This window comes from Streptomyces sp. SS1-1, from assembly GCF_008973465.1.
Taxonomy (GTDB): domain Bacteria; phylum Actinomycetota; class Actinomycetes; order Streptomycetales; family Streptomycetaceae; genus Streptomyces.
In genome coordinates this window covers 1,354,194-1,366,978 of the sequence record NZ_WBXN01000004.1, presented here as the reverse complement: position 1 = coordinate 1,366,978, position 12,785 = coordinate 1,354,194, and the positions used below count along the sequence as shown (strand labels likewise).

General features: G+C 71.9%; 11 protein-coding genes and 1 pseudogene. 6 read left to right on the top strand and 6 right to left on the bottom strand.

Features of this window, described 5'->3' with window-relative positions; translation table 11 throughout:
- Positions 1-2 precede the first annotated feature (2 nt).
- Both F8R89_RS07360 and F8R89_RS07355 read left to right on the top strand, forming a co-directional pair.
- Entirely contained in the window at positions 3-1,058 is a 1,056-nt protein-coding gene (locus tag F8R89_RS07360; RefSeq protein WP_151783196.1) for an LLM class F420-dependent oxidoreductase, read from the top strand.
- A 243-nt stretch (positions 1,059-1,301) separates the two neighbouring features.
- Entirely contained in the window at positions 1,302-2,090 is a 789-nt protein-coding gene (locus F8R89_RS07355) for a ferritin-like domain-containing protein (RefSeq protein ID WP_151783195.1), read from the top strand.
- A gap of 51 nt (positions 2,091-2,141) precedes the next feature.
- Here the strand turns inward: F8R89_RS07355 and corA are convergent, their stop codons facing one another.
- Entirely contained in the window at positions 2,142-3,143 is a 1,002-nt protein-coding gene (gene corA / locus F8R89_RS07350) for a magnesium/cobalt transporter CorA (RefSeq protein ID WP_151783194.1), read from the bottom strand.
- Between the two features lie 62 nt (positions 3,144-3,205).
- On the opposite strand from corA, the gene F8R89_RS07345 reads away from it, so the two are divergent.
- The 4 genes from F8R89_RS07345 to mshC all read left to right on the top strand — a co-directional run bounded on the left by F8R89_RS07345 (position 3,206) and on the right by mshC (position 6,720).
- Entirely contained in the window at positions 3,206-3,904 is a 699-nt protein-coding gene (locus F8R89_RS07345) for a histidine phosphatase family protein (protein WP_151783193.1), read from the top strand.
- A 99-nt stretch (positions 3,905-4,003) separates the two neighbouring features.
- A complete protein-coding gene (locus tag F8R89_RS07340; protein ID WP_062670871.1) occupies positions 4,004-4,594 on the top strand; it encodes a DUF3090 domain-containing protein in 591 nt (196 codons plus the stop codon).
- Positions 4,558-5,376, top strand: a complete 819-nt coding sequence (locus F8R89_RS07335; protein ID WP_151783192.1) for an SCO1664 family protein — start codon at positions 4,558-4,560, stop codon at positions 5,374-5,376. Before F8R89_RS07340 ends, F8R89_RS07335 begins: the two co-directional genes overlap by 37 nt.
- Before the next feature lie 114 nt (positions 5,377-5,490).
- Positions 5,491-6,720, top strand: a complete 1,230-nt coding sequence (gene mshC / locus F8R89_RS07330) for a cysteine--1-D-myo-inosityl 2-amino-2-deoxy-alpha-D-glucopyranoside ligase (RefSeq protein WP_151783191.1) — start codon at positions 5,491-5,493, stop codon at positions 6,718-6,720.
- A gap of 85 nt (positions 6,721-6,805) precedes the next feature.
- Here mshC and F8R89_RS07325 read toward each other — a convergent pair whose 3' ends face one another.
- From F8R89_RS07325 to F8R89_RS07305, 5 genes and pseudogenes are all read right to left on the bottom strand, one after another.
- Positions 6,806-7,804 (bottom strand): PAC2 family protein, encoded by a 999-nt coding sequence (locus F8R89_RS07325; RefSeq protein WP_151783190.1) that lies wholly within the window; start codon positions 7,802-7,804, stop codon positions 6,806-6,808.
- Between the two features lie 142 nt (positions 7,805-7,946).
- A pseudogene (locus tag F8R89_RS07320) lies at positions 7,947-8,390 on the bottom strand (FadR/GntR family transcriptional regulator); the annotation flags it as partial.
- Positions 8,391-8,642: 252 nt separating this feature from the next.
- Complete coding sequence (locus F8R89_RS07315; RefSeq protein ID WP_151783189.1) at positions 8,643-10,259, bottom strand: glycerol-3-phosphate dehydrogenase/oxidase; 1,617 nt, start codon at positions 10,257-10,259, stop codon at positions 8,643-8,645.
- Between the two features lie 48 nt (positions 10,260-10,307).
- A complete protein-coding gene (gene glpK / locus F8R89_RS07310; protein WP_151783188.1) occupies positions 10,308-11,849 on the bottom strand; it encodes a glycerol kinase GlpK in 1,542 nt (513 codons plus the stop codon).
- 95 nt (positions 11,850-11,944) lie between these two features.
- Positions 11,945-12,739, bottom strand: coding sequence for an MIP/aquaporin family protein (locus F8R89_RS07305; protein ID WP_151783187.1), 795 nt, complete (start codon positions 12,737-12,739; stop codon positions 11,945-11,947).
- Positions 12,740-12,785 lie beyond the last annotated feature (46 nt).

The following is a 12,785-nucleotide window of genomic DNA, read 5'->3' as shown; positions in this document are numbered from 1 at the left end:
CCATGCAGCTCGGGATCAACCTCGGCTACTGGGGTGCCGGAATGGACGCGGACAATCTCGCCGTCGCGCAGGAGGCCGACCGGCTCGGGTACGCCGTGTGCTGGGCCGCCGAGGCGTACGGCTCGGACGCGGCCACCGTGCTCAGCTGGGTCGCCGCCCAGACCGAGCGCATCGACGTCGGCTCCGCGATCTTCCAGATCCCGGCCCGTCAGCCCGCGATGACCGCGATGACCGCCGCGACCCTGGACTCCCTGTCCGGCGGCCGCTTCCGCCTCGGCCTCGGCGTGTCCGGACCGCAGGTCTCCGAGGGCTGGTACGGCGTCAAGTTCGACAAGCCGCTCGCCCGCACCCGCGAGTACGTGGAGATCGTCCGCCGCGCCATGACCCGCGAGCGCCTCAGCTACGAGGGCGAGCACTGGACGCTGCCGCTGCCCGGCGGCCCCGGCAAGCCGATCAAGCTGACCGTGCACCCGCAGCGCGAGCACATCCCGCTCTACATCGCCGCGATCGGCCCGAAGAACCTGGAGCAGACCGGCGAGATCGCCGACGGCGCCCTGCTCATCTTCCCCTCCGCGGACCACCTGGAGGACACCACCATCCGGCATCTGCGCGCGGGCCGCGAGAAGGCCGGCAAGACCCTCGACGGCTTCGACGTCTGCCCGACGCTGCCGCTCGCCGTCGGCGACGACAAGGACGTGGCGTCCCTCGCCGACACCTTCCGCCCCTACACCGCGCTGTACGTCGGCGGCATGGGCAGCCCCAAGCAGAACTTCTACAACCAGCTCGCCCAGCGCATGGGCTACGAGAAGGAAGCCGCCGACATCCAGGCCAAGTACCTCTCGGGCGACAAGCAGGGCGCCGCGGCCGCCGTACCGCAGGAGCTGATCGACCGGACCACGCTGCTCGGCTCCGTCGACCGCATCGCCGACCGGATGAAGGCCTACGCCGCCGCCGGCGTCACCACGCTGTCCCTCGCCCCGGCCGGCTTCACCCTCGACGAGCGGCTGCGCTCGCTGCGCGCCGGTGTCGAGGCCCTGGAGCGCGCCGGCCTCGCCTGACCCTCCGGCCCCGGGAGCCGGTCCCGGACATTCCTACGGCCGTGGTGGGGGCTCGGGGGTCTTCCCCGCCACGGCCGTCACGGAGAACAACGGGCGCGGACCCCGCGGGGTTACGCCTCCGTCGTGCCCCGCGTGTCATCCGTTCGGCCCAGTTGTCCGACACAGCTGTTGCAGCACCCCTCTCACCGCATTTGACTCGTTCTTCGCGGGATTCCTGCGGCGTCCTGAGAGAGGTGCCCCACGATGCTTTCGGCCAAGAGTCTGTTCCAGGAGATCCTCGACAACGACGAGTCGTTCCGGCTGTTCTGCTCCATCGCGGCCAGCGGGGAGTCCCAGGGCGGCTGGGAGAACGCGCGCATCGCCGCGCTCGTCCCCCCGAGCGAACAAGCCCTCGCCCCCAAGATCACCCGGCACGGCGCCGACGAGGACAAGCACGGGCGGATCTTCAACGCCCTGCTGAAGAAGCGCGGCCTCGAACCCGTGCCCGTCCCGCCCGAGACCGACTACACGATGCTCCTCGAACGGCACGGCATCGGCCTCGCCCACGACAAGCTCAAGAGCGACCGGCCGCTCACCGTGCAAGACATCGTCACCTACCTCGCGCACAGCCGGGTCACCGAGCAGCGGGCCTCCGAGCAGATGGACCTGTTGCGCAAGCACTTCGCCGACCACCCCGACATCGGCCGCGCGGTGCGGATGATCTCCGGCGACGAGGACAACCACCTCGCCTACTGCCACGAGGAACTCCTGCGCTACGCCGCCCGGGGCCACGGCCGGACCATCCAGCGCACCCTGCGCGAGTGCGCGCTCGCCGAGATCCGCATCTACCGGGACGTCAGCCTCGCGGTCATGGACCACATGGGCCGCGTCCTGGGCTGGTCCCGGCCCAAGGCCGCCGTCCTCGCCGCGGGCATCCACGCGGTCTACGCCTGGGAACGGATCGCGGGCTGGCGCCGCATGGTGTCCCTGTCGATGCCGGAACGCCGCGACGCCCTCGGCGGCCCGGCCACCTCGGCCCCCGAGTTCGCCTGACCGCCCGGGTCCGCTCGTTCCCCTGCCCCGGCGGCAGGACGAGTCAGCTGTCTACAACCACCCCCGCCGCTTGAACGTCCGGTACAGCAGGAGTTCCAGGGCGGCCATGATCGCGAGCAGCGCCGGGTACGACCACTCCCAGGTCAGCTCGGGCATGTGCTCGAAGTTCATGCCGTAGATCCCCGCGAGCAGCGTGGGGAGCGCGGCCATGGCCGCCCACGCGGAGATCTTGCGCATGTCGTCGTTCTGCCGCACCCCCGTCTGCGCCAGATGGGCCGACAGGACGTCGGAGACCAGCCGGTCCAGGCCCTCCACGGACTCGTTCACGCGCGTGAGGTGGTCGCTGACGTCCCGGAAGAACGGCTGCGCCTCGTCGCGCACGAACGGCACCTCCGTGCCGGCCGGCCCGGTCCGGGCGAGCCGGGTCAGGGGCTGCGCCAGCGGGCCCGTCGCCCTGCGGAACTCCAGGACCTGCCGTTTGAAGGCGTAGATGCGCGAGGCCGTGTTCCGTGAACCGCTCGTCTCCGGCGAGAACACCTCCGCCTCCAGTTCCTCCAGGTCGACGCCCAGCTCCACGGCGACCTCGAGATAGTGGTCGACCACTGCGTCGGCGACCCCGTACAGCACCGCCGTCGGGCCGTGCCGCAGCATCTCCGGGTCCCGCTCCAGACGCCTGCGGATCGACCCGAGCGGCGTCTCGTCGCCGTGCCGGACCGTCACCACGAAGGAGTCGCCGATGAACAGCATCACCTCACCCGCGGTGACCACATCGCTCTTCGGCTCGTAGGCGACCGGCTTGAGGACCATGAACAGCGAGTCGTCGTACACCTCCATCTTCGGCCGCTGGTGCGCCTTCAGCGCGTCCTCCACGGCCAGCGGATGCAGTCCGAACTCCTCGGCGACCTTGCCGAACTCGTCCTCGGCCGGCTCGTGCAGGCCGATCCACACGAAGGCGTCGTCCTGCAGACGGCAGAAGTCCAGGGCGTCGGAGAAGTCCCGAGGGGGCCCCTCCGCACGACGCCCGTCACGGTAGATGGCGCAGTCGACGATCACAGAGTGTGTTCTCCCGTCATCCGGTCCCGAGTCCGTCCGCCCCTGTGCCTAGGCTGGACGACATGCCCACGCTGATCCTGGTCCGCCACGGACGTTCCACCGCCAACACCGAAGGCGTGCTCGCCGGCTGGACGCCCGGCGTCGCCCTCGACGAACGCGGGACCCGGCAGGCCGCCTCGCTGCCCGCCCGGCTCGCCGCCCTGCCGATCGCCGAGGTCGTCAGCAGCCCGCTGCAGCGCTGCCAGGAGACGATCCGCCCCCTCCTGGACGCCCGCCCCGGCCTCACCGCGCACACCGAGGAGCGCATCGGCGAGTGCCACTACGGCGACTGGTCCGGCCGCAAGCTCGCCGACCTCAAGGACGAGCCGCTGATGGACGTCGTCCAGGCGCACCCGTCCGCCGCGGCGTTCCCCGGCGGCGAGTCGATGCGGGCCATGCAGAGCCGCGCCGCCGAGGCCGTCCGCGAGTGGAACGCGCGCGTGGAGCGCGACCACGGCGCCGACGCTGTGTACGTCATGTGCTCGCACGGCGACATCATCAAGTCGCTCGTCGCGGACGCACTCGGTCTTCATCTCGACCTCTTCCAGAGGATCTCCGTGGAACCGTGTTCCATCACCGCGATCCGTTACACCCGTCTGAGGCCGTTCCTCGTCCGCCTCGGGGACACCGGCGACTTCGCGTCCCTCGCCCCCCGCGAGGAGCCCGCCGCCGCTGACGCGGCCGGTGACGCCGCCGTCGGGGGCGGCGCGGGCGCACCGTGATCGTCCGGCGCAGTAGGGTGAAGCGGTCGAAGCAGCGCCGCCCGCACCACCCGTGACTTCCACGAACCGCCGTACTCACGACCCCCATGGAGACAGGACGTGTCCCGTCAGGTGTTCCTCTACGACCCCCCGGACCGTTTCGTGGCCGGCACGGTCGGACTGCCCGGACGCCGTACGTTCTTCCTCCAGGCCACCGCCGGCCCCCGCGTGACCAGCGTGGCCCTGGAGAAGACGCAGGTCGCCGCCCTCGCCGAGCGCATGGACGAACTGCTGGACGAGGTCGTACGGCGCAGCGGGGGCAGCGCGGCCGTCCCCGCCGTGGCCCCCAGCGAGATCGCCGACACCGACCCGCTGGAGACCCCCGTCGAGGAGGAGTTCCGCGTCGGCACCATGGCCCTGGCCTGGGACGGCGAGGAACAGCGCATGATCGTCGAGGCGCAGGCCCTGGTGGAGCTCGACGCCGAGACCGAGGAGGACCTCGCCGAGGCCGAGGAGCGCCTCCTCCAGGACGAGGAGAACGGCCCGCCGATGCTGCGGGTCCGGCTCACCGGCGCGCAGGCGAGGGCCTTCGCCAAACGCGCCCTGGACGTCGTCAACGCCGGGCGGCCGCCGTGCCCGCTGTGCAGCCTCCCGCTCGACCCGGAAGGACACGTATGTCCGCGCCAGAACGGATACCGCCGCGGAGCGTGACCCCCGTGGACCTGCTCACCGAGGGTGAGCTGACCGTGCGCGGCCGCATCCGCGAGGCGTCCAACGCCGCCCTCCTGTGCACCGTCGCCCTGGACGGACGTGAGGCGTCCTGCGTGTACAAACCGGTCGCCGGCGAGCAGCCGCTGTGGGACTTCCCCGACGGCACCCTCGCCGAGCGCGAGGTCGCCGCCTACGAGGTCTCCGAGGCGACCGGCTGGGGGCTCGTCCCGCCGACCGTGCTGCGGGACGGGCCGTACGGCGAGGGCATGGTCCAGCTGTGGATCGACGTGGCCCCCGACGCGGAACTCCTCGCCCTCGTGGACGGCGAGGAGCCGGAGCCCGGCTGGAAGGCGATCGGCTTCGCCGAGGTCGGCGAGGGCCGCACCGCGCTCCTCGTGCACGCCGACGACGCACGGCTGCGACGGCTCGCCGTCCTGGACGCCGTGATCAACAACGCCGACCGCAAGGGCGGGCACCTGCTGCCCACCGCGGACGGCCGGCTCCACGGCATCGACCACGGCGTCACCTTCCACGTCGACGACAAGCTGCGCACCCTGCTGTGGGGCTGGGCGGGGGAGCCGCTCACCGACGACGCCCTGCGCGTCCTGCGCACCCTGGACGGCGGCCTCGAGGAGGGCGGCGCACTCGCGGCCCGCCTCGCGCGGCTGATCACCCCCGCCGAGCTGGACGCCACCCGCGCGCGGGTCGCCACCCTGCTGAGCACCGGCGTCCACCCCGAGCCCGGCGGCGAGTGGCCGGCCATCCCCTGGCCCCCCGTGTAGGACCGCACGGCGGCCGGCCATGCACACCGGCCGCCACCCGCGCAAGAACGCCTTACCGGCCATCCGGCCCGATCCGGTTCGTATACGGAACTCCAGTCCGGTTAGGCTCATGACATGCATGCCTGGCCCGCTTCTGAGGTCCCCGCCCTGCCTGGTCAGGGCCGCGACCTGAGGATCCACGACACCGCGACCGGCGGACTCGTCACCCTCGACCCCGGTCCCGTCGCCCGTATCTACGTCTGCGGCATCACCCCGTACGACGCCACCCACCTGGGGCACGCGGCGACCTACAACGCGTTCGACCTCGTACAGCGCGTGTGGCTCGACACCAAGCGCCAGGTCCACTACGTCCAGAACGTCACCGACGTCGACGACCCCCTCCTGGAGCGGGCCGAACGCGACTCGGTCGACTGGGTGGCCCTCGCCGAGCAGGAGACCGCCCTCTTCCGGGAGGACATGACCGCCCTGCGGATGCTGCCGCCCCGGCACTACATCGGCGCCGTCGAGGCCATACCGGGCATCGTCCCGCTGGTCGAACGGCTCCGGGAGGCCGGCGCCGCCTACGAGCTCGAGGGCGACATCTACTTCTCCGTCGAGTCCGACCCGCACTTCGGCCAGGTCTCCCACCTGGACGCCGCCGCCATGCGGCTGCTGTCCGCCGAGCGCGGCGGCGACCCGGACCGGCCGGGCAAGAAGACCCCCCTCGACCCGATGCTGTGGATGGCGGCCCGGCCCGGCGAGCCCAGCTGGGACGGCGGCTCCCTCGGCCGGGGCCGCCCCGGCTGGCACATCGAGTGCGTCGCCATCGCCCTCGACCACCTCGGCATGGGCTTCGACGTCCAGGGCGGCGGCTCCGACCTCGCCTTCCCGCACCACGAGATGGGCGCTTCCCACGCCCAGGTGCTGACCGGCGAGTTCCCCATGGCCAAGGCGTACGTCCACGCCGGCATGGTCGCCCTGCACGGCGAGAAGATGTCCAAGTCCAAGGGCAACCTCGTCTTCGTCTCCCAGCTGCGCCGCGACGGCGTCGACCCGGCCGCGATCCGGCTCGCCCTGCTCGCCCACCACTACCGGGCCGACTGGGAGTACACCGACGACGTGCTCCGGGACGCCGTCGCCCGCCTGGACCGCTGGCGCGCCGCCGTCTCCCGGCCCGACGGACCGTCCGCCGACGCGCTCGTCGAGGAGATCCGCGACGCCCTCGCCGACGACCTGGACGCGCCCACCGCGCTCGCCGCCGTCGACCGCTGGGCCGCCGCCCAGGAGGAGCACGGCGGCACGGACACCGCCGCCCCCGGCGTCGTCTCCCGCGCCGTGGACGCGCTCATGGGCGTGGCCCTGTAGCCGGCCGGAACACGAACGAGGGCGGTGCGCCGGTGCGCACCGCCCTCGTTCGTTCCTGCGTGGCTTCCCGTCCGGCCACCAGTCGTCAGTCCTCCGACGACTCGCCGTCCTCGTCCGTGCCCTTGCCGCCGGACCGCGGCGGCTTCGGCGGACGCGTCCGGCCACCGGGGCCCTCCCGCCGGTACGGCGGTCCCGAGGGGCCGTCCTGGCCGTCGGTGGCGTGCCCGCCCGCCGTCGGCCCGCCGCCGTCCCGGCGGCGCAGATAGCGCTCGAACTCGCGGGCGATCGCCTCGCCCGACGCCTCCGGGAGCTCCGCGGTGTCCCGGGCTTCCTCCAGCGTCTGCACGTACTCGGCGACCTCGCTGTCCTCCGCGGCCAGCTGGTCCACGCCGACCTGCCAGGCGCGCGCGTCCTCGGGCAGCTCGCCCAGCGGGATCCGCACGTCGATCAGGTCCTCGAGGCGGTTCAGCAGCGCCAGCGTCGCCTTCGGGTTCGGCGGCTGCGACACGTAGTGCGGGACCGCCGCCCACAGCGACACCGCCGGCACCCCGGCGTGCGTGCAGGCCTCCTGGAGGATGCCGACGATGCCCGTCGGGCCCTCGTACTTGGTCTCCTCCAGATCCATCCGGCGGGCCAGGTCCGGGTCGGAGGTGGTCCCGCTGATCGGGACCGGACGGGTGTGCGGGGTGTCCCCGAGCAGGGCGCCCAGGATGACCACCAGCTCCACGCCCAGTTCGTGCGCGAAGCCGAGCAGCTCGTTGCAGAACGAGCGCCAGCGCATGGACGGTTCGATACCGCGGACCAGCACGAGGTCGCGCGGCTTGTCACCGCCGACCCGGACCACGGACAGCCGGGTCGTCGGCCACGTGATCTTGCGCACTCCGGCGTCCATCCACACCGTGGGCCGGTTCACCTGGAAGTCGTAGTAGTCCTCGGCGTCCAGCGCCGCGAACACCTCGCCCTTCCACTCCCTGTCCAGATGCGCGACCGCGGTGGAGGCGGCGTCGCCGGCATCGTTCCAGCCCTCGAACGCGGCCACCATGACCGGGTCGATCAGCTCGGGAACCCCCTCGAGCTCGATCACCCAGCGCCTCCTTCCGACGTGCCCTCGCCTGACGAACCAACCTTACGGCGTGCGGCGGGGGCGCCCGCAGCCCCCTCGCACGGGGGATGCCGGATCACTGCCCCGATCCCCACCCGGGAACACCCCCGGCAGAGATCCGACGTCACAGCGCCGAGCGCAGCCACTGCTCCACGCTCGCGATGCGCACGGTCGCCCACGACCGCGCCGTCTCCGCGTCCCGGTCCCGCAGCGCCGCCAGGATCGCCCGGTGCTCGTACAGGGTCCGGCGGACCGCGTCCTCCTGGGTCAGCCCCCGCCGGATACGGGCCCGTGCCGTCGGCCCCGGCAGACCGTCGAGCAGCGAACACAGCACCGAGTTGCCCGCGCAGGCGACGACGGCCCGGTGGAACTCCAGGTCGCTCGGCACGAGTTCCTCCACCGACGGGTCGTCACCGAGCCGGTCCAGCCCCTCGGCCAGCGCGTCGAGCCGCTCCTCGTCGATCCGGGCCGCCGCCATCGCCGTGGCCGCCGGTTCCAGGATGCGGCGCACCGCCAGGAACTCCAGCACCGTGTCGTCGCGGTGGAAGTCGACGACGAAGCTCAGCGCGACGGGACGTATGTGACCGGCCTGGACGCGCAGTCGCTGCTGGAGGCCGCAGGGCACCCGAGACGATCATGCCCCGTACGCGGTCCGGGCAGCGCGAAGGGGCGGCCCCGTCGGCACGGAGCCGCCCCCTCGGTGGTGGCCGGCCCCGGTGCGGAAGGGGCCGCCCTCGTACGGTCCGGCACGGTCAGGGGAGTGGCCGGACCCCGCGCGGCGGACGGCTCATCCGGCGAAAACCGCCCACCGCGCGCGAGGTCACTTCTTGTCGAGCACGTCCTGCACCTTCGCCCGGACGTCGTCCGTGGCCAGGCCCCGGATCGTCAGCGTCGTCCGGCGGCGCAGCACGTCGTCCGCCGTCTCCGCCCACTCGTTGTCCCGGGCGTAGACGACCTGCGCCCAGATCTCCGGGGCGTCCGGGTGGACCCGCTCGCCCAGCTCCGGATTCTCGTTGGCGATACGGGCGATGTCGAAGGCCAGCGAGCCGTAGTGCGTGGCCAGGTGGCGGGCGGTGTCCGCCGCCATGCGCGGGCCCGGCGCCGGACGGTCCGTCAGCAGCCGGTGGGCGACCGCGCGCGGGTTCGCGATGCCCGGCAGCGGCAGCTTCCTCGGCAGCGCCGAGACGGGCTCGAAGTCGTCGCCCAGCGGCGCGCCCGGCAGCGCCTCCAGCTTCTTCATCACGGTCCGGCCGATGTGCCGGAACGTCGTCCACTTGCCGCCCGCCACGGACAGCATCCCGCCGCGTCCCTCGGTCACGACCGTCTCGCGCTTGGCCTTCGCCGTGTCACCGGGGCCGCCCGGCAGCACCCGCAGGCCCGCGAAGGCGTACGTGATCAGGTCGCGGTCCAGCTGCTGGTCGCGGACGGAGAAGGCCGCCTCGTCCAGGATCTGGGCTATGTCCTTGTCGTTGACGGCGACGTCCGCGGGGTCGCCCTCGTACGCCTCGTCCGTGGTGCCCAGCAGCAGCATGTCCTCCCACGGCAGGGCGAACGTGATGCGGTACTTGTCGATCGGGGTCGCCAGCGCCGCCTTCCAGGGCGCGGTCCGCTTCAGGACCAGGTGCGCGCCCTTGGACAGCCGGATCGACGGGGCCGCGTTCGGGTCCTCCATCCGGCGCAGGTGGTCGACCCAGGGGCCGGTGGCGTTCAGCACGAGCCGGGCGTTGACCCCGAACTCGTCGCCGGACAGCCGGTCCCGCAGGTCGGCGCCGGTCACCCGGCCCCGCGTGAAGCGCAGCCCGGTGACCTCGGCGTGGTTGAGCACGACCGCGCCGGACTCGACGGCCGCGCGGACCGTCATGAGCGCCATGCGCGCGTCGTTCATCTGGTCGTCGCCGTACACGGCCACGGCCTTCAGGTTCTCGGTGCGCAGCTCCGGCACGTCCTGCGCCGCCTTGGCGGGGGACAGGAGGTGGCCGACGCCGTCACCGAACGCGGAGAGCGCGGAGTAGGCGAAGACGCCCGCCCCGAGCTTCGCGGCGCCGTGCGGCCCGCCCTTGTACACGGGCAGGTAGAACGTGAGCGGGTTCGCCAGGTGGGGGGCCACCTGGCGGGAGACCGCACGGCGCTCGAAGTGGTTCTCCGCCACCAGCTTCACCGCGCCGGTCTGCAGGTAGCGCAGACCGCCGTGGAGGAGCTTGGAGGAGGCGGAGGAGGTGGCGCCGGCGAAGTCGCCGGCGTCGACCAGGGCCACCCTGAGGCCGGACTGCGCGGCGTGCCAGGCGGTGGAGATGCCCAGGATGCCGCCGCCGATCACGAGGAGGTCGTACGACGCCTTGGAGAGCTGCTCCCGGGTCTCGGCGCGGCTCGGGTGGGAGCCGGAGGCCGGGTGCGTACCGAGGGCAGGCACGGACTGCAGGGTGGTCTGACTGGTCATGTCGGGTTCTTGCTCCTCATCAGAGTTCGAGGGCGGGCGAGAAGCGGGTCAGCTCTCGTCGTCCTCGATCCAGCCCATGGTCCGCTCGACGGCCTTGAGCCAGTTCTTGTACTCACGGTCGCGGGTCTCCGCGTCCATGCGGGGGGTCCACTCGGCGGCCCGGCGCCAGTTGGCGCGCAGGTCGTCGGTGCTGTTCCAGAAGCCGACGGCGAGACCGGCGGCGTAGGCGGCGCCGAGGCAGGTCGTCTCGGCGACCATCGGGCGCACCACGGGCGCGTCCAGGACGTCCGCGAGCTGCTGCATCAGCAGGTTGTTCGCGGTCATGCCGCCGTCGACCTTGAGGGTGACGAGCTCGACGCCGGAGTCCTTGACCATGGCGTCGGCGATCTCCCGCGTCTGCCAGGCGGTGGCCTCCAGGACGGCACGGGCGAGGTGCGCCTTGGTGACGTACCGGGTCAGGCCGGCGATCACACCGCGGGCGTCGGAGCGCCAGTGCGGGGCGAACAGGCCGGAGAAGGCCGGCACGAAGTAGGCGCCGCCGTTGTCCTCGACGGAGAGCGCGAGCGTCTCGATCTCGGCGGCGGTGGAGATCAGGCCCATCTGGTCCCGCATCCACTGCACCAGCGAACCGGTGACGGCGATCGAGCCCTCCAGGGCGTACACCGTGTCCTGCTCGCCGATCTTGTAGCCGACGGTGGTCAGCAGCCCGGCGTAGGAGTTGATGATCTTGTCGCCGGTGTTCATCACCATGAAGGTGCCGGTGCCGTACGTCGACTTGGTCTCGCCCTCGGCGAAGCAGGTCTGGCCGAACAGGGCCGCCTGCTGGTCGCCGAGCGCGGAGGCCACCGGGATGCCGCCGAGCAGGTCGCCCAGCTTGCCGCCGGTGATCTCGCCGTAGACCTCGGCGGAGGAGCGGATCTCGGGCAGGATCTGCAGCGGGACGCCGATGGACTCGGCGATCTTCGCGTCCCACTCCATGGTGTGCAGGTTCATCAGCATGGTGCGGGAGGCGTTGGTGACGTCGGTGACGTGCTTGCCGCCGTCGACACCGCCGGTCAGGTTCCAGATGACCCAGGTGTCCATGGTGCCGAAGAGGATGTCGCCGGCCTCGGCGCGCTCCTTCAGGCCCTCGACGTTGTCCAGCAGCCAGCGGGCCTTCGGACCGGCGAAGTAGGAGGCCAGGGGCAGACCGGTCTCGCGGCGGAAGCGGTCCTGCCCGACGTTGCGGCCGAGCTCGCGGCACAGGGCGTCGGTGCGGGTGTCCTGCCAGACGATGGCGTTGTGGACGGGCTCACCGGTGTTCTTGTCCCACAGCACGGTGGTCTCGCGCTGGTTGGTGATGCCGATGGCCTTGATGTCGTCGCGGGTGATGCCGGCCTTCTCGATGGCTCCGGCGACGACCTCCTGGACGTTGGTCCAGATCTCGGTGGCGTCGTGCTCGACCCAGCCCGGCTTCGGGAAGATCTGCTCGTGCTCCTTCTGGTCGACGGAGACGATCCGGCCGTCGCGGTCGAAGACGATGCAGCGGGACGAGGTCGTGCCCTGGTCGATCGCGGCGATGAAGGGGCCGGCGGTGTGGGCGTCGGTCACAGTTAGCTCCTGGAAGTTCCGTGGTTATGGGGCTTTACGTACGGCGTGCGCGGAAAGTTCTGGTGCCTCTCACCCGGATGGGCGAAGCGCTGTTCCTAGGCGAACGCGACGTTGTAGATGCCTGCCGCGACGGCACCGCCGATGAGCGGTCCGACGACGGGGATCCAGGCGTAGCCCCAGTCGGAGCCCCCCTTGTTGGGCAGGGGCAGAAGGGCGTGGACGATACGCGGACCGAGGTCACGGGCCGGGTTGATGGCGTATCCGGTCGGGCCGCCGAGGGACAGACCGATGGACACGACGACGAGCGCGGTGATCAGGGCGCCCAGGGCGCCGAGGCCCTTGCCGCTGTCGTTGAGGCCCTGGGTGAGGACCGCGAGCACCAGCACGACGGTGCCGATGATCTCCGTGATCAGGTTCTGCACGACGTGGCGGATCTCGGGACCGGTGGAGAAGACGCCCAGGACGGGACCGGCGCCCTTCTCCTGCGCCTCGACGGCCTTGGCGGTCGTGGCCTGCGCGCCCGGGCCGCCGACGATCTCCTTGTCGGTGAGGTGGGCCTGGAACTGGCCGGCGTAGGCGGCCCACACCAGCACCGCGCCGATCATGGCGCCGAGGAGCTGTCCGGCGAAGTACGTCGGGACGTCGCTCCAGTCGTTGTCCTTGATCGCGATGCCGACGGTCACGGCCGGGTTGAGGTGGGCGCCGGAGAGCGGTGCCGAGGTGTAGACCGCCGTGAGCACCGCGAAGCCCCACCCGAAGGCGATGGCGAGCCAGCCGGCGTTACGGGCCTTGGAGGCCTTCAGCGTGACAGCGGCGCAGACGCCGCCGCCGAGCAGGATGAGTATGGCGGTACCGATGGTCTCGCCGATGAAGATGTCGGAGCTGGACACCCGCGACTCCTTTGTCCTTCGTCCAGGGGAAGCCGAACCCCGGGTC